Below are 22,974 nucleotides of genomic sequence, written 5' to 3'. Positions count from 1 at the left end.
CGAACTATCCTCGGATGGCCCAGAAGGCCAGGTTCAGGCCCGGGAACTGGCCGGCAATGTGAAAGGCGAATCCCCCTGAGTTGGCCAACTGTTTCCAGTGTTCGCTGCCACGGTCCAGTTCGAAATAGCTTGAACCGGCGTGATAGGGAATCTGCCGCGGCGCCACGGGCATGGACAGCAAGGCGATGCCGGGCAACTGCAGATTGACCAGGTCGCGGATGTGCTCCACCGAGCCGATCTTGGCCTGCTGGGGGAAATGCGTGCGCAGGGTTTCGGCCGGTACCTCGGCCCGCACCACCAGGACGAAGCTGGCCATTTCCAGCAAGCTCTTGTCGGCCAGCATCGCCACATGCACGCCGTAGGACTTCTCGACGATGGGAATCGGCGTGGCGCGGGTATCGATGACCATCGACAAGGCTTGCCGCAGATCGTGCATCACCGGGGCGAAACTGCTCGCCAGGTCGTCGTGGGCATAGGCCGGGTAGTCGCTGGGGCGACGCCCGGCTGCGGAAAAGGTGGCGAACTCCCCCGCCAGGCAGACCGCCTCGCGATAGAAATCCTGCGGGTGCAAGGGGCTCAACCGGGCCAGGTGGCTGAGCAAGGGCTCGGCGCGATTGACCAGTTGCAGCAGCAGAAAGTCAGCGATCTCCGAGGCGCCGCCGGCCCCCGAGGCCACTACCCTTCCTGCCAGGGCCTCGCCGCGCTGGTGCAACAACCCTTGCAGCTCGCTGCGAAAGGCCGCCAGCACGCTGGAGGCGGCCACATCGAGCAGCGGCGCAATATAGTCGTCGTCCAGTTGCACGGCATTGTCCGCGCGCTTTTCCAGCACCCGGATCAAACCCAGGCAGGCATATTCGCCGAGGCCGTCGCGCTCGGTCAGCAGACGCAGGGCTTTGCCGCCGATCGCCAGTGACGCCCGGCTCTCGAAGGCGGCGTTGTCATCGCGCACTTCCCGCACCTGGCTGATATAGCGCGCACCGCCAGGTGCTTCGCCCTCCCCCACGGTGTCGCGGCTGCCGGCACGCTTGAGCGGCAAGCCCAGGAAGACCTGCGCATCGCGCAGGTTGTCGTTCACGTTCAGTGGCGGCGGCGGCAGATCGTCGCCGGGAATGTCGAAAGGCGTGCCATCGGGTAGCACCCCACGCGCGCTGACAATCGCCACCTTGCCCTGGCTGAGCAGGGACTCGTCGATGCGCAGCTCGGAGAACCCCCAGCCCCCGGCGCTCAACGGGCGGCAACGGCCATCGATCAGGGCTTCCATGTAGCGATCATGCTGCTGGAGATGCTGCGGCCGCAGAAACATTCCTTCGGACCACACCACACGGTTATTCCAGGACATGGGCTGGCTTCCTCGACAGGACTAATTCGCAGGTTTCGTGGCTGCCGCGCTGATCGCCCTGGCCGTCAGGGAAACCGTCAATGGCGTGGTTTCATTGCTCGGGATACTGACCATCTGGCGCCACACGGCGCTGTCCAGTTCACGGTAGGACACCACCAGGCCGAGCAAACGGCTCTGCTCGTCGAGCGTGCGTTCCAGGGTCAGCCGTTGCCCCGGCTGGATGAGCAATTCGTCCTGCGCCACCAGGTCCGCGGACAAGGTCGCGCCGGTGGCATTCACCAGGGAGAAATAGTCAGCGCGACTGAAGGCTGCGCCGCTCTTCAACTCATACAAGCGCACCCGCACCGGCGTCGCCTGGCCGCCCGCCGAAAGATTCAGATCGGCAGCGGCCTGGATATGCATGACAACGACAGTAGGAGTAGCGGGTGGCGGACTCGAAGTACAGGCAGTCAGCAGTACTGCTGTTGCGAACAACAAGAACTTTGGCATGTCGTCGTCCTCACTGACATTTATTATTCCAAATCGAAACTACCGATAGCCAAACAAGATCAACTCACTATTTAATAGCCATTAGCCTTTATCCAACTAGCCGATGGCATTCAGCCCTTTCGCAACTTGGCATTTTGTTCTTCATAGGCACGACTGAATTCGCGCCCGAACAAATCCTCGAAATCATCTTCGGCCTCCCTGGAAATGCTCGCATAGAGTTCCGTGAACAACTCCCAGTATTGCGCTTGACGTCTACCGGGCAGCAAAGCGCCAATAGCCGAAGGTTGACTTAAACGCGCTTCCAATACCGCTGGCTGAAAACGCTGGAGCAGGTGTTTGATCGAGGCTTGTACGCCCGCCATGACGGCCAGTTGATGCGCTTTGAGGTCGTCGAAGCTTTCCTTGATCGCCTGGTCGGCCGGCATGAAGGCCTGGTTGCCGGAACGCAGCAATAACAGCAGCGCCTCATCGACATTGGGGGCGAATTTGAGGGGGTTGTTCTCCACCGGGCGGATCATGGTCTGGGCCATGCGGAACTCACCCTTGAGGCTGGCACGGGCGCGCAGCACCTCGATCAACCCCTCGACCATATGCCGGTAGCTGCGGCCAATGGCTTCCATTTGCGCGCGGGTTTCGCCTCTGTCGATACGCAAGTGCTCGAGCCCCGCGCCCCTGAGAAAGGCTTCCAGCGCCTCCACATCGTCGCCCCCGATTGCAGGTGCCAGAGGCGCAACCGCGGCCCGTTGCACGGCCGGGTCGGGTGCGCTGCCGGCAATATTCTCCGATACCGCTGGCAATGGTTGCGGCTGGGCTTGCGCAGGGGGCGGCGCCACCGGCGCCGGGTCCGCACCCAGCTCGGCGAAGGGGTCCCAATCCGCCGGAATCGCCGGTGCCGCGCCGGTTTCGCTGGCCTGGGGGGCGCTGGCGCGTTGTGGCTCGGGCGGGCGGAAATCATGGCGTTCGGGCGGCACGTGGTCGGCCAGGGCCGGAGGGGGGACGGCCGGGGACGCGAGAAAATCGAACAGGTCGGGCTTGGTATCCAGGGGCGAACCGCCCGCGTGGATCTGCACCCTGCTGGGGGGCGCCGCGGCTGCGCCGGGAATCTCGCCCGGCGCCTGGCGCTTGATCAGCGCATCGAAGCCGGTAAAGGGATCGCTCATCCCGGGTGCGCCGTGGACGATCTGTGGAGCGCCGTTGATCTGCACCAGGATGTCGTACTCGCCGACGCGCAGCAGTTCGCCGTCGCGCAAGGGTTCGCTGTTGCCGCGGTGCATGCGCACGCCGGCATTCACCAGCTGTACGCCATTGGTGCTGGTGTCGGTCAGGTAGTAGGTGCCGTCACGCAGTTGAATGACGCAATGCTGGCCGGATACCAGGCGCTCCGGGTCTGGAAGTACCCAGTCGTTCTCGGGGTTGCGACCGATTTTCAGCTCACCGCGATCAAGCTCGAACTCCGCGCGTTGGCCGGGAGTCAGCTTGTGATAACTGGTGATTGTCAAACGCAGCGGCATTAGAACTCCTTGTACGGTATTGCTCAATAACAACAGCTCGGGCATGCCAGCGAGTGCAAAGCGAGTATAGCCCCCTAAAAGATTTCCGTGCCGTCAAAGTTCCTGCGCTTATATTCGCTTTTTTCAAATAAGCCCTATAACAAAAGAAACTAAAAAAAACACCGCCGACCGCCTATCTTCAAACATCACAGGGTTATCCCACTGGTCGGAGAGTTTCTTGACAACAATTGAACTGGGCTAAAACTTCAGTTCAATTATTGAATCCAGATATGACCCAAAAGTGGTCTGGACAGAACACTCATCCGCAGGAAAGGGATTTAGTCGTGCGCTCACCCTGAGCGGGCGCCGATGGCCGGGCCGATATGGAGATCACGTCCGTGATGGATGTACAGCGTTTGTTGGAAACCATTTCCCCTGACTCCCCCTGTGGCGGCGACCTCGAGTACGACGCCGCCTTTCTCGAGCTTGAACGCGCGGCGCAAGGCCAGCCCGAACGGCAGATGGGCGATGCCGTGTTACCCGCCACGCCGCCGGAATGGCGCCAGGTCCGCGACCTCTGCGTCGAGCTGTTCACGCGCAGCAAAGACCTGCGCATCGCCAACTACTTCCTGCAAAGCGCCATTGCCCTGCAAGGCTTGCCCGGCCTGGTGCTGGGGTTGCAGCTGATCCAGCAGCTGCTCGCGCAGTATTGGGACGACCTGCATCCCAGGCTGGATGCAGAGGATGGCAATGACCCCACTTTCCGGATCAACGCCCTCGCCGGCCTCAACGCCGAGCCAGTCATTCGCCTGCTCTGGGGCATGCCGCTGATCAGCTCGCGGGCATTTGGCAACGTCGGCCTGCGGGCCGCGCTGAATGCCGCCGGCTTGCAGCGCTTCGCCAGTGAAAGCCTCAGTTCGGAACAGCTCGGCGCGGCCTTTCAGGACTGCGCGGGCGAACAGCTCGAGGCCTGCCGCGCCGCCCTGAACGATGCCCATGGCACGCTGTTGACCATAGAACGCGAGGTCAACGAACGAGTCGGCTCCACGCGCGGCGCGGACCTGGGCACGATCAAGCAACTGCTTCGGCATGCCGTGCAAATCATCGCCGAGCACGCCCCGCAAGCGGGCGTTTCCAGCGCTGTCGCGCAGGCCGGCGAGCCTGCCGATGCAGCCATGTCCACGGCCCCCAGCGCCGCCGCGCCGCGCATCGCGGGCGAGATCGGCAGTCGTGACGATGTGCTGCGCAGCCTCGACCGCATCCTCGGTTACTACGTCAGGCACGAGCCCTCAAGCCCGGTGCCAGTGCTCTTGAGCCGCGCCAAGAGCCTGGTCAGCGCGGATTTCGCCACCATCGTGAGCAACCTGATTCCAGACGGTTTTTCCCAGTTCGAAAAATTGCGCGGGCCTGAAGGTGAACAGTCCGAGTGAACACGCTTAATCGACGCCCATCCAACACAGCCGCCTAGGCAGCGCAGGAGGAAAAATGGCTAACACCAGCAGCCAGAAATTCATCGCCCGTAACCGTGCTCCCCGGGTGCAGATCGAGTACGACGTAGAGCTTTACGGTGCGGAGAAGAAGGTGCAATTGCCCTTCGTCATGGGGGTGATGGCCGACCTTGTCGGCAAGCCCGCCGAGCCGCTGCCGGCGGTGGCCGACCGCAAGTTCCTGGAGATCGATGTCGACAACTTCGACTCGCGGCTCAAGGCGATGAAACCGCGGGTGGCGTTCAACGTGCCCAATGCCCTGACCGGGGAAGGCAACCTGAGCCTGGACATCACATTCGAGAGCATGGACGACTTCAGCCCCGCCGCGGTGGCGCGCAAGGTCGATGCCCTCAACCAACTGCTTGAGGCCCGCACCCAGCTGGCCAATCTGCTGACCTACATGGACGGCAAGACCGGCGCCGAGGACATGATCATGAAGGCGATCAAGGACCCGGCGCTGTTGCAGGCATTGGCCAGTGCGCCGAAACCGACCGAACCCGAGCCGCAAGCCTGACAGAGGACGCAGACCATGGCCGAATTGATGAAAGACCCGCAGGCCCAGGCAGACGCCGCGATCGAACAACCGAGCGACTTCGCCGCCCTGCTCCTGCAAGAGTTCAAACCCAAGACCGAGCACGCCCGCGAGGCGGTGGAAAGCGCCGTGCGCACCCTGGCCGAGCAGGCCCTGAGCAAGACCGAGCTGATCTCCAACGACGCGATCAAATCCATCGAATCGATCATCGCCGCGATCGATGCCAAGCTCACCGCGCAGGTCAACCTGATCATGCATCACGCCGATTTCCAGCAACTGGAAAGCGCCTGGCGCGGCCTGAACTACCTGGTCAACAACACGGAAACCGACGAGCAGCTGAAGATCCGCGTGATGAGCATCGCCAAGGGCGACCTGCACAAGACCCTGAAGAAGTTCAAGGGCACCGCCTGGGACCAGAGCCCGATCTTCAAGAAAATGTATGAAGAGGAATACGGCCAGTTCGGTGGCGAGCCGTTCGGCTGCCTGGTGGGCGATTACTACTTCGACCAGTCGTCGCCGGACGTCGAGCTGCTCGGCGAGCTGGCCAAGGTCTGCGCGGCGATGCATGCGCCTTTCATCAGCGCGGCCTCACCGACGGTGATGGGCATGGGCTCCTGGCAGGAGCTGTCCAACCCGCGCGACCTGACCAAGATCTTCACCACGCCGGAATACGCTGCCTGGCGTTCGCTGCGCGATTCCGAGGACTCGCGTTACATCGGCCTGACCATGCCGCGTTTCCTCGCCCGCCTGCCCTACGGCGCCAAGACCGACCCGGTGGATGCCTTCGCCTTCGAAGAGGAAACCAACGGCGCCGACAGTTCCAAGTACACCTGGGCCAACTCGGCCTATGCCATGGCGGTGAACATCAACCGCTCGTTCAAGCTCTATGGCTGGTGCTCGCGGATTCGCGGCGTGGAGTCCGGCGGCGAGGTGCCGAACCTGCCGACGCACACCTTCCCGACCGATGACGGTGGCGTGGACATGAAGTGCCCGACCGAAATCGCCATCGCCGACCGGCGCGAGGCGGAGCTGGCGAAGAACGGTTTCATGCCGCTGCTGCACAAGAAGAACACCGACCTCGCCGCCTTCATCGGCGCGCAATCGCTGCAGAAGCCGGCCGAGTATGACGACCCCGACGCCACCGCCAACGCCAACCTGGCGGCACGCCTGCCCTACCTGTTCGCCACCTGCCGCTTCGCCCATTACCTGAAATGCATCGTTCGCGACAAGATCGGCTCGTTCAAGGAAAAGGACGACATGCAGCGCTGGCTGCAGAACTGGATTCTCAATTACGTGGACGGCGACCCGGCCCACTCCACCGAAACCACCAAGGCGCAGCACCCCCTGGCCGCGGCGGAGGTGGTGGTCGAAGAGGTCGAGGGCAATCCCGGTTACTACAGCTCGAAGTTCTACCTGCGCCCGCACTACCAACTCGAAGGGCTCACGGTATCGCTGCGGCTGGTATCCAAGCTTCCATCCGCCAAGGCGGTTTGATCCATCCCCGGTGGCACTCGCCGTGGTGGCGGGTGCACTGCAACACAGCGTGGCCAATCGCTGGAGCACAGTGGTGTAGACCACTCAAGGAGGCATGATGGCTGTTGATATGTTTATCAAGATCGGCGACGTCAAGGGCGAGTCCCAGGACAAGAACCACAAGGAGGAGATCGACGTGCTTTCCTGGAGCTGGGCCATGGCCCAGTCCGGCAACATGCATGTGGGCGGTGGCGGCGGTGCCGGCAAGGTCAATATCCACGACCTGACGTTGACCAAGTGGGTGGACAAATCCTCCCCCAACCTGATGATGGCCTGCTCCAGCGGCAAGCATTACGACGAGGCCAAGCTGACGGTGCGCAAGGCCGGCGGCGACGATCCGGTCGAGTACCTGACCATCACCCTCAAGGAGGTCCTGGTGTCCTCGATCGGCACTGGCGGCAGCGGCGGCGCGGATCGCCTGACCGAAAACATCGCGCTGAATTTCGGCCAGGTGCTGGTCGACTACCAACCGCAGAAGCAGGACGGTTCCAAGGACGGCGGCCCGGTCAAGTACGGCTGGAATATCCGCCAAAACGTCAAGGTGTGACGCCAGCCACCCTGCAGCCCTGCCGCAGGGTGCTCGGCTTTGTACCAGGGGCCACGGCGCAACAGGAGGTTCGATGATGGCCAGACCCGCGTTCATCAATCTGTGGAACAACTACCCGACGGAAAGCCAGCCTTGCGATGGCGGTTGGGAAAATCAATGCGCGATCCGCATGAGCATTACGCTCAACGCCGAGAGAAGCATCCTCGTGGATGGCCACACCTATTCGGAGCCGCGCTGCAGCCACGGCCACGCCCGCGGCGCCGAGTCGCTGGCGAACTGGCTGTGGCGCCAGCATCTGGGCCGGCCGAGCATCTTTACCGACGCGGCCAAGGCCAAGCTGCAGCTCAATGAGAAGAACGGGATCATTTTTTTCAAGGATTGCTTTACCCGCAGTGGCGAGAGTCGTGCGGCCGGCGACCATATCGATCTGTGGAGCCGTGGTTTCACCAAGACCTACGACGACCCGGCCAACCACTCCGCCCAGGTGTGGTTCTGGGAGCTGTCATGAGTCAGCGCCGGTTTCGCCTTATCGTCGCGGGTTTGGCGGGTTTGATTTTGCCCGCCTGCGCGCAGAACCCGGCCGATAGCGCCACCCAGGCGCGCTTCCTGGCCCGGGATCTGCTGCTGGAGGAGCGCAATGGCAACTGTCGCGTGCTGGTCCCGCAGCAGCCCGGCATCGACCTGAGCCTGAAATGGCCTTGCCAGTTCCACCGTGACCCCAGCGGCATGCTGCGCACCAAGCAGGTGGGTACACGCCAGGTGATATTGGTGGAAAGCAGCGAGCAGCTGCCCTCGCCCAGTCGGGATTGCCGCACCGAGATCCAGGCGATACGCAGTACCGGGCAGGGTCTGGAAGCCTCGTCGGCGGTGAGCCGGGTAACGGCCTGCCCGCCCTTCCAGTGGGATGAGAAAGTGTTTATCGGCTTGTTCGAACCCGACGTTTGAGCGCACGCCAGGGCTCGGCTCGAAGCCTGCGAACAAGGAGATGGCGATGAACGCCGAGCAGCCGATGCGTGCAGGTCAGTTGGGCGGCGCCCTGCGGGCCCTGCGGGATCAACTGCGCAGCCTCGGCTGCGCCGACAGGGATAACTGAAGATGGCCGAGCTGACCCTGCAAGAACGCCTGCAACCCTCGTTGCTCGATCGCCTGACCGACGATGATCCGCACAACCCGAAAGAAGCCGCCGAGCGCCGCGTCATGTCGCTGACCCAGCTCAAAGCGTGCGTGCTGCGCGATCTGGCCTGGCTGTTCAACACCTGCGTGCTGTTCGATCCGGAGCAGGCCGCGCAGATGCCGGCGGGCAACTCGGTGCTGAATTTCGGCCTGCCGCCCCTGGCCGGACATACCGCCTCGAGTATCGATGTACAGGCCATCGAAGCCTTGTTCAGCGACACCATCGCCACCTTTGAGCCGCGCATCCTCAAAGGCTCGTTGAAGGTTCGCGCGCAACTGGACGGCAATGACATGAGTCACAACGCCCTGAGCTTCGAGATCGAGGGCGATCTGTGGGCCGAGCCGGTACCCCTGCGCTTGCTGCTCAGCACCGCCCTCGACCTGGAAACCGGGCACGTCAAGGTGACGCCGGCCGAACCCGTCAGGAGACGCCAATGAACCCGCGCATGCTCGAGTATTACAACCAGGAGCTGCAGCATATCCGCGAGAGCGCCGCCGAGTTCGCCCAGGAGTTCCCCAAGATCGCCAGCCGCCTGACCCTGTCCGGCATCGAATGCGCCGATCCCTATGTCGAGCGCCTGCTGGAGGGCTTCGCCTACCTGAGCGCGCGGGTCCACCTGAAGCTGGACGCCGAATACCCGACCTTCACCCACAATCTGCTGGAGATCGCCTACCCCCACTACCTGGCGCCAACGCCTTCGGTGGTGGTGGTCCAGCTGGTCGCCGACCCCAACGAGGGCTCACTGACCAGCGGCTTCACGGTCGAACGCCACGCCGCCCTGCGCGGCCAGCTGGGCCTTGGCGAGCAGACCGCCTGCGAGTACCGCAGCGCCCATGCGGTGACGCTGTGGCCGTTGCAGGTCGGCCATGCCGAATACTTCGGCAACCCGGCAGCGACCCTCGGCCGCCTTGCCGCCAGCGAACCCAGGGCCAAGGCCGGGCTGCGCCTGCGCTTGCGCTGCGGTGCCGGGTTGCCGTTCAACGCCCTGGCGCTGGACAGCCTGCCGCTCTACCTCAATGGCGCCGACGAGCAACCTTTTCGTCTGTACGAGCAGTTGCTCGGCAATGCCTGTGCCGTGTTTATCAAGAGCGTCGACGGCGACTGGGCCGAGCGCTTGCCTGTGGAGAGCCTCAAACCCCGCGGCTTCGACGATCAGGATGCAGTGCTGCCGGTGGTGCCCCGGGCCTTCCAGGGGTATCGCCTGCTGCAGGAATATTTCGCCCTGCCCAATCGCTTTTTGTTCGTCGACTTCACCGGGCTGAGCACCGGTGTGCGGCGCTGCGGCAGCCAGGAACTGGAGTTGGTGGTGCTGTTCGATCGTCTCGACAGCACCCTGGAAGGCACGGTGTCGGCGGCCCAGTTCGTGCCCTTCTGTACGCCGGCGGTGAACCTGTTTCCACGCCGCGCCGATCGCATTCACCTGAGCGAGCGGGTGCATGAGCACCAGGTGATCGCCGACCGCACCCGGCCGCTGGATTTCGAGATCCATTCCCTGACCCAGGTCACCGGCCATGGCAGCGGCCCCGAGCAGCCGTTCCAGCCGTTCTATGCGATCCGCGACCCGCTGCGTTATGGCCGCGAGCAGGCCTACTACATCGTCCGCCGCGAGCCGCGTCGCCTGTCCAGCCAGCAACGGCGACGCGGGCCCCGCTCGACCTATATCGGCAGCGAAACCTTCGTCTCGCTGGTGGATGTCAACCAGGCGCCCTATCGCCACGACTTGCGCCAGCTCGGCCTCAGCACCCTGTGCACCAACCGCGACCTGCCGTTGCTGATGCCGGTGGGTACCGGCAAAAGCGATTTCACTCTGGAAGACAGCGCCCCGGTGCTGGCCGTGCGTTGCCTGGCCGGGCCAAGCCGGCCGCGGCCGAGCCGCGCGCACGATGCCAGCGCCTGGCGGCTGATCAGCCAGCTGTCGCTGAACTACCTGTCGCTGAGCGAACAGGGCCAGGGTGCCGCGGCGCTGCGCGAATTGCTGCGCCTGTACGGCGACCCCGGCGATTCGGCGCTGCAGTTGCAAATCGAAGGCCTGCGCCAGGTGCGCAGCACGCCCTGCACCCGCCGGTTGCCGATGCCGGGGCCGATCGTGTTTGGCCGTGGCCTGGAGATCAGCCTGGAGTTCGACGAAAACGCCTTCCGCGGCACCGGCGTGTACCTGCTGGGCGCGGTGTTCGAGCGCTTCCTGGCCCGTTACGTGTCGATCAACAGCTTCACCGAAACCGTGCTGCGCACCACCGAGCGCGGCGAAATCATGCGATGGCAGGCGCACCCCGGATGTCGACCGAACCTCTGAAACCGCTGCAAAGCATCGATCGGATGGCCGACGAGCCCTGGGCCTACGACTTCTTCCAGGCGCTGCGGCGCATCGAGTGCGAGGCCAGCGACCGGCCGCGCATCGGCCATTCCCTGCGCTTGCACGACGACCCGCTGCGCCTGGGGCAGAAACCCGACTGCGGCTTCGCCCCCTCGACCCTGGCCAGCATCGAGACCGACCCCGAGGGCGCCGCGCCGCGCATCGAACAGTTCTTTTTCGGCCTGACCGGGCCCAACGGCCCGCTGCCGCTGCACCTGACCGAATACGCCCGCGATCGCCAGCGCAACAGCGGCGACGCCAGCTTCACGCGCTTTCTCGACGTGTTCAATCACCGCTTGTTGTGCCTGTTCTACCGCGCCTGGGCCGAGGCACGGCCGACCGTCAGCCATGACCGCCCCGACCACGACTACTGGTCGATGCGCCTGGCCGCGCTGTCCGGGCGGGGCATGACCAGCCTGCTCGGCCAGGGCCCGATCGCCGACTCGGCGCGCTACCACTTCACCGGCCACCTGGCGGCACAAACCCGCTACCCGGACGGCTTGCGCGCGATCCTGGAAGACTATTTCGGCGTGCCGGTGAGCATCGAGGAATACGTCGGCCAGTGGCTGGAGTTGCCGCAACGCAGCCAACTGGGCGTGGCGCTGTGCTCGCTCGGCAGCGACCTGAGCCTGGGCACCCACGTCTGGGATCGCCAGCATAAATTCCGCATCCGCCTGGGGCCCTTGAGCCTTGCGCAATACCAACGCCTGCTGCCTGGCCAGGAAAGCTTCGGCGAACTGGCCGCCTGGGTCGCCGAGTACCAGGGCGAGGAGCTGGACTGGGAAGTCAATCTGCTGCTGCAGCGCGCGCAAGTTCCGCGCATCGATCTCGACGGCCAGACCCGCCTGGGCTTCGACACCTGGCTCGGCAGCCCGCCGACGGATGCCGACGACCTGCTGCTGGTCCGCGAATACGCCAGCCATACCACCCCCTCAAGGAGCAGCGATCATGAGTGAGATCAGCCGCGTCGCGCTGTTCGGCAAGTTGAACAGCCCGGCCTACAAGGCCATCGAAGCCGCCACCGTGTTCTGCAAGCTGCGCGGCAACCCCTATGTGGAACTGGTGCATTGGCTGCATCAGCTCCTGCAATTGCAGGACAGCGACCTGCACCGCCTGGTCCGCCAGTTCAATCTCGACCCGGCGCGCCTGTCCAGGGATATCACCGACGCCCTGGACCGCCTGCCGCGCGGCTCGACCTCGATCACCGACCTGTCCGTGCAGGTCGAGGAAGCTGTGGAGCGCGGCTGGGTCTATGGCAGTTTGCTGTTCGGCGAGAGCCAGGTACGCAGCGCCCACCTGATCGTCGGCATGCTCAAGACACCGAGCCTGCGCCACGCCCTCTCGGCCCTCTCCCGCGAGTTCGACAAGATCAAGGTCGAGCACCTGATCGAGCGTTTCGACGAGTACCTCGGCGACTCGCCGGAAAACGGCCTGGCCGCCAGCGACGGTTTCAACGCTGGCGCCACGCCGGGCGAAGCCAGCGGCGCCATGGCGCCCAGCGCGCTGGGCAAGCAGGAGGCGCTCAAGCGCTTTACTGTGGACCTCACCGAGCAGGCCCGCAGCGGCAAGCTCGACCCCATAGTCGGGCGCGACGAGGAGATTCGCCAACTGGTCGACATCCTCATGCGCCGCCGGCAGAACAACCCCATCCTCACCGGCGAAGCCGGGGTCGGCAAGACCGCGGTGGTCGAGGGCTTCGCCCTGCGTATCGTCGCCGGCGACGTGCCGCCGAGCCTCAGGGACGTCGAACTGCGCACCCTGGACGTCGGCCTGTTGCAGGCCGGCGCGAGCATGAAGGGCGAGTTCGAACAGCGCCTGCGCCAGGTCATCGAGGATGTGCAGGCCTCGCCCAAGCCGATCATCCTGTTTATCGACGAGGCCCATACCCTGGTCGGCGCCGGCGGCGCGGCCGGTACCGGCGATGCCGCCAACCTGCTCAAGCCGGCCTTGGCCCGCGGCACCCTGCGCACCGTGGCGGCAACCACCTGGGCCGAATACAAAAAGCACATCGAGAAGGACCCGGCCCTGACCCGGCGCTTCCAGGTGGTGCAGGTCGACGAGCCGTCCGAGGCCAAGGCGATCCTGATGATGCGTGGCGTCGCCTCGACCATGGAGCAGCACCACAAGGTGCAGATCCTCGACGAGGCGCTGGAGGCCTCGGTCAAGCTGTCGCACCGTTATATTCCGGCCCGGCAGTTGCCGGACAAATCGGTGAGCCTGCTCGACACCGCCTGCGCGCGAGTCGCCATCAGCCTGCATGCGGTACCGGCCGAGGTGGACGACAGCCGCCGCCGCATCGAGGCGCTGAGCACCGAGCAGGCGATCATCGGCCGTGAGCAGGCCATTGGCATCGCCATCGGTACTCGCCAGCAGGAGGTCGAGGCAGCCCTCGGCGAGGAACGCCAACGCCTGGCGACCCTGGAGGCTCGCTGGAGCGAAGAGAAAGCCCTGGTCGATGAATTGCTGGCGACCCGCGCCACCCTGCGCGCCGCCGCCGAACCGCTGGACGACACCAGCGGCGAGGCCGGTGCGCCATCGCCGCGCCTGGATGAAGCCGAACGCACGGCATTGCGCGACAAGCTCGGCGAGCTGCAGAGCCGCCTCGCCACCTTGCAGGGCGAAAGCCCGTTGATTCTGCCCACCGTGGATTACCAGGCAGTGGCCGCGGTGGTCGCCGACTGGACCGGCATCCCGGTCGGACGCATGGCGCGCAACGAAATCGACACCGTGCTCAGGCTCGACGAGCACATGAAAAAACGCATCATCGGCCAGGACCATGCCCTGGCGATGATCGCCAAGCGCATCCAGACCTCGCGCGCCGGGCTGGACAACCCAAGCAAACCGATTGGCGTGTTCCTCCTCGCCGGCACCTCGGGCGTGGGCAAGACCGAGACCGCCCTGGCCCTGGCCGAGGCGCTGTACGGCGGCGAGCAGAACATCATCACCATCAACATGAGCGAGTTCCAGGAGGCGCACACCGTCTCCACCCTCAAGGGCGCCCCGCCCGGCTATGTCGGTTACGGCGAAGGCGGCGTGCTGACCGAGGCGGTGCGGCGCAAACCCTACAGCGTGGTGTTGCTGGACGAGGTGGAAAAAGCCCACCCGGACGTGCACGAGATCTTCTTCCAGGTGTTCGACAAGGGGGTGATGGAGGACGGCGAAGGCCGCCTGATCGATTTCAAGAACTGCCTGATCCTGCTCACCACCAATGCCGGCACCGAGATGATCGCCAGCCTGTGCCGCGACCCGCGACGGCTGCCCGATCCCGATGCCATCGCCAAGGCGCTGCGCGAGCCGTTGCTCCAGGTATTCCCGCCGGCCCTGCTCGGGCGCCTGGTGACCGTCCCCTACTACCCGCTGAGCGACGAGATGCTCAAGGCCATCACCCGCCTGCAACTGGAGCGGATCAAGCAACGCGTGGAAAGCGGACACAAGGTGCCCTTCGCCTACGACGACAGCGTGGTCGACCTGATCGTCTCGCGCTGCACCGAGATCGAGAGCGGCGGACGGATGATCGACGCCATCCTGACCAATACCCTGTTGCCGGACATGAGCCGGGAGTTTCTCACCCGCATGCTCGAGGGCAAGCCGCTGGCTGGCGTGCGCATCAGCCAGCGTGACAATGCGCTGCATTACGCATTCGACCCGCATGTTTTCGAGACGGCCGACTGACGCCCGAACGCGAGCCAGAGGAAGCCGTTTATGGCAATCACGCAAAGCAATCGCCTGGTGCAGGTCGACAGCCCCCTCGGCGGCGAGGTCCTGCTGTTGCAGAGCATGGAAGGCAGCGAGGAGCTGGGGCGATTGTTCCATTACGAACTGGACCTCACGTCCGAAGACCGGGCGATCAAGTTCGACCAGTTGCTGGGTAAGCCGATGGGCCTGACCCTGGAGCTGCACGGCGGCGGCAAACGCTATTTCCACGGGATTGCCTGCGGCTGCCGGCAACTGACCGGCCACGGCCAGTTCGCCGGTTATCGGGTCAGCCTGCGGCCCTGGTTCTGGCTGCTCACGCGCACCTCGGACTGCCGGATTTTCCAGAACAAGACGGTGCCGGACATCATCAAGCAGGTATTCCGCGACCTCGGTTTCTCCGATTTCGAAGACAACCTGAGCGGCAGTTACCGTGAGTGGGAATACTGCGTGCAATACCGCGAAACCAGCTTCGACTTCATCAGCCGGCTGATGGAACAGGAAGGCATCTACTACTACTTCCGCCATGAGAAAGCGCGGCATGTCCTGGTGCTGGCCGACGCCTACGGCGCTCACTCGACGGTGGCAGACTACGCTTCGGTGCCCTTCTACCCGCCCGATCAACAGATGCGCGAGCGCGACCACTTCTACGACTGGCAACTGGCGCGGGAAGTCCAGCCGGGCTCGCTGGCGTTGAACGACTACGACTTCCAGCGCCCCGGCGCCAGCCTCGAAGTGCGCTCCAGCGTGTCGCGCAGCCACAGCAACGGCGACCATCCGCTCTACGACTACCCGGGCGAATACGTACAGAGCAAGGATGGCGAGCATTACGCACGCACCCGTATCCAGGCCATTCACAGCCAGTTCGAGCGCGTGCAGTTGCGCGGTCGTGCGCGTGGCCTGGGCTGCGGGCATCTGTTCAAGCTGACCGGCTATGACCGCGCCGACCAGAATCGCGAATACCTGGTGGTGGTCGCCCGCTATCAGATCCGCCAGGAGCTTTATGAAAGCGGGCAGCTGGACCTGGCCGAGCAGTTCATCAGCGAACTGGACTGCATGGATGCCGGCCAGGCTTTCCGCCCCCTGCCCCTGACGCCCCTGCCCATTGTCCGCGGGCCGCAGACCGCCAGGGTGGTGGGCCCCGCCGGCGAGGAGATCTGGACCGACCAGTATGGCCGGGTCAAGGTGCATTTCTATTGGGATCGCCACGACCAATCCAACGAAAACAGCTCCTGCTGGATGCGCGTGTCGCAGGCCTGGGCCGGCAAGAACTGGGGGTCGGTGCAGATCCCGCGGATCGGCCAGGAAGTGATCGTCAGTTTCCTCGAAGGCGACCCGGATCGCCCGATCATCACCGGCCGCGTCTATAACGCCGAACAGACCGTGCCCTACGAACTGCCGGCCAATGCCACCCAGAGCGGGGTGAAAAGCCGCTCGAGCAAGGAGGGCTCGCCAGCCAACTTCAATGAAATCCGCATGGAGGACAAAAAGGGCGCGGAGCAGTTGTTCATCCACGCCGAGAAAAACCAGGACATCGAGGTCGAGAACGACGAAACCCACTGGGTCGGCCACGACCGCAGCAAGACCATCGACCACGACGAAACCGTGCACGTCAAACACGACCGCACCGAAACCGTCGATAACAACGAAACCATCACCATCGGCGTGGATCGCAAGGAAAAGGTCGGCAATAACGAGACCATCTCCATCGGGGTGAACCGTACCGAGGATGTCGGCAGCGACGAGAAAATCACCATCGGCGCCAACCGCACCGAGAAGGTGGGCAACAACGAGACCATCACCATAGGCGCGGACCGCACGGAAAAGGTCGGTGCCAACGAAACCATCAGCATCGTCAGCAACCGCACCGAGGACGTGGGCGGCAACGAGACCATCGACATCACCGGCAACCGCAACGAAACGGTCAAGGGCAACGAAGGTATCGAGATCAACGGCAACCAGAGCACCCGGATCGGCAAGAACGAATCCCGCGACGTTAACCAGAACCGCACCACCAACATCCAGCAGAACGACAGCCTGGACGTCGGCAAGAACTTCTCCCTCACCGCCAGCGACTCCATCACCCTGACCACGGGCGCGGCCAGCATCACCATGAAGAAGGACGGCACCATCATGATTCGCGGCAAGGACATCACCATCGACGGCTCCGGCGCCATCAACATCAAGGCCAACAGGAACGTTGTGGTCAAAGGCCAGAAGATCCTGCAGAACTAGCACAGTGGAGGTGTGTATATGACGATTCAGCACCCGCTACCCATACAGGCCCGCATCGACGCGGTCGTCATCGGCACCCTGCTCGAGCTGCCGCACGCCAGCGCGCCCAGGGTCGTTTACCCGGGTTGCCCGGATGCCAGCGGCGTCGTTGCCCGCTGCACCGCGCTGCTGGGGCCTGCGGATATCGGCGGCCAGGTCGCGCTGATGTTCGAAGGCGGCGATCCGGCTTGCCCCTTGGTGCTCGGCCGCCTGCTCGGCGCGGACGCCCCGCCCGAGCCAGTCGCCAGCGTGCGGCTGGACGAGCATTGCCTGGAGCTGAGCGCCGAACGCGAGATCGTGCTGCGTTGCGGCAAGGCCAGCATCACCCTGACCCGCGCGGGCAAAGTGATCATCCAGGGCGCCTACCTGTCCAGCCGCTCCAGCGGGGTCAACCGCATCAAGGGCGGTTCGGTGCAGATCAACTAGACAGGTATCCGGCCTATGGAACTGCTCAACGCCAGCAAACTGCTTGCCGCCTATACCCAGGGCCTGGCGCCCGATGGCCGCGAGTCCCTGGTGGTGGTGGCCAAAGGCACGTTCAACCTGCCGCTGGACGGCCGCGCGGCCACCCTCGCCGACACCCAGCAACCGCTGCTGATGGCCGACACCTTCCTCGGCGAGCCCGGCCTCAGCGCCCCGCTGCAGGAAATGGACTTCGCCCCGGTCAAGCCATGCTGCGATGTCCTGGTCCGCGGCAAGGCCTACGCCCCAGGCGGGCGCCCCGTGACGCAGTTGACCGCAGGCATTCGCGTCGGGCGGATGAGCAAGGCTTTTTCCGTCCTCGGTCCACGGCAATGGCAAGCGGGGCTTCTGGGCGTTGCTCCCGGCTTGCCACAGCCGTTTACCGAGCAGGACATCTCCTATGCCCGGGCGTTTGGCGGCAACCATCCGATCGCCAACGACCCCCAATTGCGCCACTGCTACCTGGACAATCCGGTCGGTTGCGGCTGGTACCCGCGCAGCGCCGACAGTGCCGACATCGTTGGCATGCCAATGCCGAGCACCGAGGAGTTGGGCAAACCGATCGACAGTCCCTCTGGCAGCTTCCGCCCCATGGCCCTCGGCCCCATCGGCCGTGGCTGGCCACAACGCGCCCGCTTCGCCGGCACCTACGACGAGGCCTGGCTGGCCGACTGCTTTCCCTTTCTGCCGGCGGATTTCGACAACCGCTACTTTCAGGCGGCCCCTGAGGATCAGCAGACCCACTACCTGCGCGGTGGCGAGGATGTGCTGCTGCTCAACCTCACGTCCCAGGAGCGCGCGGGCTTTCGCATTCCCGAAATGCAGGTGCCGGTGACCTTCTTTCTGAAAAAAGGCGGCCATGAGACTGTGCAGGCGGTGATCGACACGCTGCTGATCGACACTGACGCGCTCCAGGTGCAGCTGACCTGGCGTGTCTCCCGTCCGCTACGACGCAACCTGTTCGAGATCACTCAGGTGCTGGTCGGCACGATGTCCACAGGCTGGTGGCGCGCCCGCGAACTGGGCAAGGATTACTACCCGTCGCTGTCGGCGCTGGTGAAAGCCAAGCGCGCGCCCGAGGAGACGCCCTGATGGCCGCGCTCTGCATCATCGGCTCCGGCATGGTCAGCGCCGTAGGCCTTAGCGCCCCCGCGAGCTGCGCGGCGATCCGTTGCGCTATCGATAACTTCCAGGAGACCCGTTTCATTGACCAAGGTGGCGAATGGCTGATCGCTGCCAGCGTGCCCCTGGAACAGCCCTGGCGTGGGCGCAGCAAGCTGATCAAGATGGCTGCACGGGCCATCGCCGAGGCACTACAGAGCACGCCGGGCGTCGACCCGGAGAAAACCCCGCTGCTGCTCGGGGTGGCGGAGGCCGACCGCCCCGGCCGTCTCGACGGCCTGGATCTTTGCCTGCTGCACGACATTGAGCGTGAATTGGGCGTGCGTTTTCATGGCAGCTCCAATGTCATCCCCCGTGGTCGAGTCAGCGGCGCGGTCGCCCTGCTCAATGCGCGCAAACTGATTTATGAGCAAGGCCATCGCCACGTGCTGATCGCCGGCGTCGACTCCTTCCTCAGCGGCCCGACCCTGGCCGCTTTCGAAGAGCGCGAACGCCTGCTCACCAGCCAGAACTCCAACGGTTTTATCCCCGGCGAAGGCGCCGCCGCTGTGCTGATCAATGCCCCGACCGCCAGCGAAACGCCGCAGCTGGCGTGCATCGGCCTGGGCTTCGGCGTGGAAAAGGCCACGGTGGAGGCCGAAGACATTCCGCTGCGCGCCGACGGCCTGACGCAAGCCGTGCGCGCGGCCCTGAGCGAAGCCGGCTGCGGGCTGGAGCAGATGGATTATCGGCTCACCGACATCTCCGGCGAGCAGTACTACTTCAAGGAAGCCTCCCTGGCCCTGAGCCGCACCCTGCGGGTGCGCAAGGAATTCTTCCACCTCTGGCACCCCGCCGACTGCATCGGCGAAACCGGCGCCGCCATCGGCCCGGCGATGCTCGCCGTGGCCCTGGCCGCCAGCCGCAAGGGCTACGGCGAAGGCCCGAATATCTTCTGCCACCTCGGCAACGACGCCGGGCAACGCGCCGCCGCGCTGCTCAGTTATCAGACTGTGAGGGCTACGTGATGGGCAACCAGGTTTTCGCCAACGACATGGAGATTTCCTGCAAGGCGGCCGATGGCAAGTCCGTCGCCTGCTTCCCGGACGTCTGCTTCACCCCGCCCCAGGCTCCGCCGACACCGACAGGGGTGCCCATCCCCTACCCCAATACCGGTATGGCCAAGGACACCACCAGGGGCAGTCGGACGGTGAAGATCACCCGTAAAGAGGTGATGCTGAAGAACAAGAGTTACTTCAAGACCAGCTATGGCGACGAAGCAGGCTGTGCCCCGAAGAAAGGGGTAGTCACTAGCAAAATCAAAGGCAAGGTCTACTTCACTTCCTGGTCCATGGATGTGAAGTTCGAAGGCGAGAACATAGTCAGAAACCTGGATATGACCACCCACAATCATGCGTCGTACCCTGGCAACACGCCCACCTGGCCGTATCTCGACGAGGTTGCCGGCGGTCCGCCCGGCAAGGGTTGCGAAGACGAGCGCAAGGAAGTCGAAGACAAATGCTCTGGCGATCATGACAAAGATTGCAAGAACGACGATTGCCAGCGCGCCAAGAAATGCATGCTGGTTCCTCATACCCCACGCTCGACCGAAAACCAACAGGGCTGTTGCGAAGGCGAGACGCCTCACCACTTGATCGAAGTTCATTGTTTTACCGAGGCCGGGGGGCGTACCTCGAAAAAACGCCTGGAGGAATTCAAGAGCTATGACGATACGCGTGCACCTTGTGTCTGTGTCACTGGCTCCCGCTACAAAGAGACACATGGTCAGATGCATGCCATTCAGAACACTGCCGAGAAGGGAGCCATGGATGCCGATGGCCCACGCTCTCAGATGGGGGGCAAGGACAATGCGTGGAACTATGGCGCAGCCAAGGAAAGCGCAGTATTTGCGCATCAAAAGACCTTCCCTGCTTCGGGTAAAGACGGCAAGCCCTGTAAAAAAGAATGCCTTGAAGCTCAAATGGACAATTATCACAAACAAGTCGGCGTCACCGATAACAAGACGCCGTTGCGTGCCGACAGGTCTCCCCTCAACGACGAACAAAAGGAATATGGCGCAGAACAGTTGATGGACCTCGATGGCTGAGAACCTCATGGAGTACTCATATGAATAACGGGGCAGTTACATTTTCGGAGTGCACCGTCATCAGGAAAGACTTGGTATTTATCACCGCCCAGATAACCGATTTGAATAATCAGGATATCGGCCATACCAAGGTTATCCGTTGGAAAAACGGTGCGTTTGCGCATTTCATGATCGATTGGACGGCTACCGCCATCACTGCCTTCGCTAGCCCACTGACACTGTTCTGCATGGGCCTGGATGGCGACATTCATGTATTCCAGGGTGGTGCCAAGACCCATGAGTCCGTCACTGGCCCAAGGGAAACTGGTCCACTGCGTGACATGCGGGTTATCGCGGGTAGCAATTACGTCGCGGGTATGCAGCGACAGGTCTATCGGCGTAGCAGTTCCGGTGATTGGCTACCGCTCAGCGCCCCAATTCTCAACAGAGGGGGTATCAAGGGATTCAACTCCATCGATGGATACTCGGCGAATGAAATCTATGCGGTGGGCTTGGATGGTGAAATATGGCTATTCAACGGCGCGCAATGGCAGCCCATAGACAGCCCGACCTCCGTTGCCCTGCAACGTGTTCACTGCGCGCCCAATGGCAAGACCTATATCGTTGGGCAAGCCGGTGTGGTTCTTGCCGGAAGGGAAGACCGATGGGAAGTCATCGATCTGGGCGACTTCAGCGATGACCTCTGGGGAGTGGAAAGCTTGAATGACGATGTGTTCGTTTCCTCCTCCAAAGCAGTCTTCAAGCTAGCGGATGAACGCCTCGAGCAAGCCGCTATTGGATCTGACGGAATAGGGTCGGCGTCTTTTTTGTCAGCAGGCGATGGCGTTCTTTGGTCGGTCGGCAATCGGCATCTGGCATTTACCTCGGACGGCAAGAACTGGACGCCGGTTGATTACAATGATCCCGCCTACTGAATCCATGTCGACTACGCGCAGTTCCCGCAGCCGCGCGGCGTCGACGGACACAGAATGGGCCTACCCGTCACCTGCGCTGGGCTCGAACGAGTCAGGGAGCGCGCGTCCTGCCTCCCGCCCATGCGCCACCCTGTCGGGCGTGCGCCGCGCGATGAGCGTCAGCCACTCTCGCCCCTGGACAACCAGCAGCGAAACCCGCGCCGACGGCGACCAGCGGCGCGCCCAGCGCAGGCCAGGCGATCACCCTGGATGCCCACCTGTCCAGCCGCTCCTGAGGGGCGAACCGCATCAGCGGCGGTTCGCTGCAGATCAACCGAGGCACCACACGCATGGAACTGCTCAACACCACTAAGCTGGTAGCCGGCTATACGACCTCCACCGACAAGGTCGGCCGCGAGTGGCTCGTGGTCGTGGCGAAGGGAACCTATGCCATTCCCGACCGTCCAGAGCGGGAACCGCAACTGCTGGAAGATCAGCGTCCCTTGGTGATGACGGACATCTTCACTGGCGAGCCCGGTTCATCGGCACCGCTGTACGAGAATGACTTCGCACCTGGCAAGCCCCGCTGTGACGTACTGCTCAATGGGAGTTGCCATGCCCCGCACGGGAAGCCGGCAACCGCCGTTACCGTCGCGATCAAGGCGGGCTCCCTCATCAAAGCATTCAAGGTGGTGGGGCCTCGCGCGTACGAGGCAGGGCTGCTATCAGCCTCGCCCGCCACACCTCAGCCGTTCACTACGTTGCCAATCAGCTACAACAACGCCTACGGGGGAGTCGACCGAACACATCAAGACCCAGCCAAGCACCGCTGGTACCCACTGAACCACGCTGGCGTCGGTTTTCACCCCAAGGCTACTGCGGCACAACTGCATGGCAAGCCGCTACCCAACACCGAGGAACTGGACAATCCTGTAACCCAGCCGCAAGGCGGCTATAGACCCATGGCATTCGGTCCGATCGGTCGCGCTTGGCAACAACGCATACGGTGGGCGGGTACCTACGATCAGAAGTGGCTGGATCATCAATTCCCGTTTCTACCGGCAGACTTTGACACCCGCTACTTCCAAAGCGCCCCGGAGGACCAGCAGATCGACTATCCCCACGGAGGTGAGGATGTGGCGCTGATGAACCTGACCCGTCAAGGCAGGACAGCGTTCAGGCTTCCGGCCGATCTTCGTCTACCTGTCCTGTTCCTCTCCCGGGAAGATCGGATCACCGAGGTTCCGGCCGTCGTCGATACCGTGCTGCTGGAGCCGGACGAAGGACGGCTGACCCTGGTGTGGCGGGCATCTATTCCGCTGCGACGCAACATCCATGAAGTATCGCAAGTCAAGCTCGGGACAAGCTGCCGGCAAATGATGCTTGATCGGGCCAGGGACGAACGCATGCGCGGGAAGCGCCGGTTCAAGTCACTGGCCGAAGTCGTCGAGTGGTCAAAAACAACGCGCCATCCGAACGACCTGGACGATGACTGATCAT

General features: G+C 63.6%; 20 protein-coding genes. 17 read left to right on the top strand and 3 right to left on the bottom strand.

The annotated features are described in order from the left end of the window. Positions 1-4 precede the first annotated feature (4 nt). From tssK to tagH, 3 genes are all read right to left on the bottom strand, one after another. Complete coding sequence (gene tssK / locus H0I86_RS14215) at positions 5-1,339, bottom strand: type VI secretion system baseplate subunit TssK (protein WP_110176727.1); 1,335 nt, start codon at positions 1,337-1,339, stop codon at positions 5-7. 21 nt (positions 1,340-1,360) lie between these two features. After that, the gene (gene tssJ / locus H0I86_RS14210; RefSeq protein ID WP_180925500.1) at positions 1,361-1,828 is read right to left on the bottom strand and encodes a type VI secretion system lipoprotein TssJ; all 468 of its coding nucleotides are present in this window, start codon (positions 1,826-1,828) and stop codon (positions 1,361-1,363) included. A 110-nt stretch (positions 1,829-1,938) separates the two neighbouring features. Beyond that, on the bottom strand, positions 1,939-3,339 hold the full coding sequence (gene tagH, locus H0I86_RS14205) for a type VI secretion system-associated FHA domain protein TagH (protein ID WP_180925499.1): 1,401 nt from the start codon (positions 3,337-3,339) through the stop codon (positions 1,939-1,941). 380 nt (positions 3,340-3,719) lie between these two features. Here tagH and tssA point away from each other — a divergent pair, with 380 nt between their 5' ends. The 17 genes from tssA to H0I86_RS14120 all read left to right on the top strand — a co-directional run bounded on the left by tssA (position 3,720) and on the right by H0I86_RS14120 (position 22,970). Beyond that, positions 3,720-4,748: a type VI secretion system protein TssA gene (tssA, locus tag H0I86_RS14200; protein ID WP_180925498.1), complete on the top strand. Its 1,029-nt coding sequence runs from the start codon at positions 3,720-3,722 to the stop codon at positions 4,746-4,748. Positions 4,749-4,803: 55 nt separating this feature from the next. Beyond that, positions 4,804-5,319 (top strand): type VI secretion system contractile sheath small subunit, encoded by a 516-nt coding sequence (gene tssB / locus H0I86_RS14195; RefSeq protein ID WP_009049566.1) that lies wholly within the window; start codon positions 4,804-4,806, stop codon positions 5,317-5,319. Between the two features lie 15 nt (positions 5,320-5,334). Then, positions 5,335-6,831, top strand: a complete 1,497-nt coding sequence (gene tssC, locus H0I86_RS14190; protein ID WP_016703058.1) for a type VI secretion system contractile sheath large subunit — start codon at positions 5,335-5,337, stop codon at positions 6,829-6,831. A gap of 97 nt (positions 6,832-6,928) precedes the next feature. After that, positions 6,929-7,417, top strand: coding sequence for an Hcp family type VI secretion system effector (locus H0I86_RS14185; protein WP_009044340.1), 489 nt, complete (start codon positions 6,929-6,931; stop codon positions 7,415-7,417). Between the two features lie 76 nt (positions 7,418-7,493). Then, complete coding sequence (locus H0I86_RS14180) at positions 7,494-7,925, top strand: type VI secretion system amidase effector protein Tae4 (RefSeq protein WP_028682143.1); 432 nt, start codon at positions 7,494-7,496, stop codon at positions 7,923-7,925. Further along, positions 7,922-8,362, top strand: a complete 441-nt coding sequence (locus H0I86_RS14175) for a hypothetical protein (protein ID WP_180925497.1) — start codon at positions 7,922-7,924, stop codon at positions 8,360-8,362. The genes H0I86_RS14180 and H0I86_RS14175 overlap by 4 nt, the downstream gene beginning before the upstream one ends. Positions 8,363-8,512: 150 nt before the next feature. After that, positions 8,513-9,028, top strand: a complete 516-nt coding sequence (gene tssE, locus H0I86_RS14170; protein WP_180925496.1) for a type VI secretion system baseplate subunit TssE — start codon at positions 8,513-8,515, stop codon at positions 9,026-9,028. Then, on the top strand, positions 9,025-10,884 hold the full coding sequence (tssF, locus tag H0I86_RS14165) for a type VI secretion system baseplate subunit TssF (RefSeq protein ID WP_180925495.1): 1,860 nt from the start codon (positions 9,025-9,027) through the stop codon (positions 10,882-10,884). Before tssE ends, tssF begins: the two co-directional genes overlap by 4 nt. Further along, positions 10,866-11,900: a type VI secretion system baseplate subunit TssG gene (tssG, locus tag H0I86_RS14160; protein ID WP_180925494.1), complete on the top strand. Its 1,035-nt coding sequence runs from the start codon at positions 10,866-10,868 to the stop codon at positions 11,898-11,900. The genes tssF and tssG overlap by 19 nt, the downstream gene beginning before the upstream one ends. Further along, on the top strand, positions 11,893-14,616 hold the full coding sequence (gene tssH / locus H0I86_RS14155; RefSeq protein WP_180925493.1) for a type VI secretion system ATPase TssH: 2,724 nt from the start codon (positions 11,893-11,895) through the stop codon (positions 14,614-14,616). Before tssG ends, tssH begins: the two co-directional genes overlap by 8 nt. Positions 14,617-14,646: 30 nt before the next feature. Next, positions 14,647-16,872: a type VI secretion system Vgr family protein gene (locus H0I86_RS14150; protein WP_180925492.1), complete on the top strand. Its 2,226-nt coding sequence runs from the start codon at positions 14,647-14,649 to the stop codon at positions 16,870-16,872. An 18-nt stretch (positions 16,873-16,890) separates the two neighbouring features. Continuing rightward, positions 16,891-17,337, top strand: a complete 447-nt coding sequence (locus H0I86_RS14145) for a DUF6484 domain-containing protein (protein WP_180925491.1) — start codon at positions 16,891-16,893, stop codon at positions 17,335-17,337. Positions 17,338-17,352: 15 nt separating this feature from the next. Further along, complete coding sequence (locus H0I86_RS14140) at positions 17,353-18,465, top strand: DUF2169 family type VI secretion system accessory protein (protein ID WP_180925490.1); 1,113 nt, start codon at positions 17,353-17,355, stop codon at positions 18,463-18,465. Continuing rightward, the gene (locus H0I86_RS14135) at positions 18,462-19,502 is read left to right on the top strand and encodes a hypothetical protein (protein WP_180925843.1); all 1,041 of its coding nucleotides are present in this window, start codon (positions 18,462-18,464) and stop codon (positions 19,500-19,502) included. Before H0I86_RS14140 ends, H0I86_RS14135 begins: the two co-directional genes overlap by 4 nt. Next, on the top strand, positions 19,502-20,581 hold the full coding sequence (locus H0I86_RS14130) for a PAAR-like domain-containing protein (protein ID WP_180925489.1): 1,080 nt from the start codon (positions 19,502-19,504) through the stop codon (positions 20,579-20,581). The genes H0I86_RS14135 and H0I86_RS14130 overlap by 1 nt, the downstream gene beginning before the upstream one ends. Positions 20,582-20,601: 20 nt before the next feature. Then, positions 20,602-21,495, top strand: coding sequence for a beta propeller repeat protein (locus tag H0I86_RS14125; protein WP_180925488.1), 894 nt, complete (start codon positions 20,602-20,604; stop codon positions 21,493-21,495). A gap of 329 nt (positions 21,496-21,824) precedes the next feature. Beyond that, the gene (locus tag H0I86_RS14120) at positions 21,825-22,970 is read left to right on the top strand and encodes a DUF2169 family type VI secretion system accessory protein (RefSeq protein WP_180925487.1); all 1,146 of its coding nucleotides are present in this window, start codon (positions 21,825-21,827) and stop codon (positions 22,968-22,970) included. Positions 22,971-22,974: the final 4 nt, after the last annotated feature.

The organism is Pseudomonas chlororaphis subsp. aurantiaca (assembly GCF_013466605.1).
GTDB classification, from domain to species: Bacteria; Pseudomonadota; Gammaproteobacteria; order Pseudomonadales; family Pseudomonadaceae; genus Aquipseudomonas; species Aquipseudomonas chlororaphis_I.
The sequence above is the reverse complement of the archived record's forward strand: the minus strand, read 5'-3'. Positions and strand labels throughout refer to the sequence as shown.

Coding starts and splice junctions, on each gene's coding strand:
- tssH (WP_180925493.1), top strand. CDS start 11,893: ATGAGTGAGATCAGCCGCGTCGCGCTGTTCGGCAAGTTGAACAGCCCG.
- tssB (WP_009049566.1), top strand. CDS start 4,804: ATGGCTAACACCAGCAGCCAGAAATTCATCGCCCGTAACCGTGCTCCC.
- tssG (WP_180925494.1), top strand. CDS start 10,866: ATGTCGACCGAACCTCTGAAACCGCTGCAAAGCATCGATCGGATGGCC.
- H0I86_RS14140 (WP_180925490.1), top strand. CDS start 17,353: ATGGAACTGCTCAACGCCAGCAAACTGCTTGCCGCCTATACCCAGGGC.
- tagH (WP_180925499.1), bottom strand. CDS start 3,339: ATGCCGCTGCGTTTGACAATCACCAGTTATCACAAGCTGACTCCCGGC.
- H0I86_RS14145 (WP_180925491.1), top strand. CDS start 16,891: ATGACGATTCAGCACCCGCTACCCATACAGGCCCGCATCGACGCGGTC.
- H0I86_RS14175 (WP_180925497.1), top strand. CDS start 7,922: ATGAGTCAGCGCCGGTTTCGCCTTATCGTCGCGGGTTTGGCGGGTTTG.
- H0I86_RS14130 (WP_180925489.1), top strand. CDS start 19,502: ATGGGCAACCAGGTTTTCGCCAACGACATGGAGATTTCCTGCAAGGCG.
- H0I86_RS14180 (WP_028682143.1), top strand. CDS start 7,494: ATGGCCAGACCCGCGTTCATCAATCTGTGGAACAACTACCCGACGGAA.
- H0I86_RS14120 (WP_180925487.1), top strand. CDS start 21,825: ATGGAACTGCTCAACACCACTAAGCTGGTAGCCGGCTATACGACCTCC.
- tssE (WP_180925496.1), top strand. CDS start 8,513: ATGGCCGAGCTGACCCTGCAAGAACGCCTGCAACCCTCGTTGCTCGAT.
- H0I86_RS14150 (WP_180925492.1), top strand. CDS start 14,647: ATGGCAATCACGCAAAGCAATCGCCTGGTGCAGGTCGACAGCCCCCTC.
- tssC (WP_016703058.1), top strand. CDS start 5,335: ATGGCCGAATTGATGAAAGACCCGCAGGCCCAGGCAGACGCCGCGATC.
- tssA (WP_180925498.1), top strand. CDS start 3,720: ATGGATGTACAGCGTTTGTTGGAAACCATTTCCCCTGACTCCCCCTGT.
- H0I86_RS14185 (WP_009044340.1), top strand. CDS start 6,929: ATGGCTGTTGATATGTTTATCAAGATCGGCGACGTCAAGGGCGAGTCC.
- tssF (WP_180925495.1), top strand. CDS start 9,025: ATGAACCCGCGCATGCTCGAGTATTACAACCAGGAGCTGCAGCATATC.
- tssJ (WP_180925500.1), bottom strand. CDS start 1,828: ATGCCAAAGTTCTTGTTGTTCGCAACAGCAGTACTGCTGACTGCCTGT.
- H0I86_RS14125 (WP_180925488.1), top strand. CDS start 20,602: ATGAATAACGGGGCAGTTACATTTTCGGAGTGCACCGTCATCAGGAAA.
- tssK (WP_110176727.1), bottom strand. CDS start 1,339: ATGTCCTGGAATAACCGTGTGGTGTGGTCCGAAGGAATGTTTCTGCGG.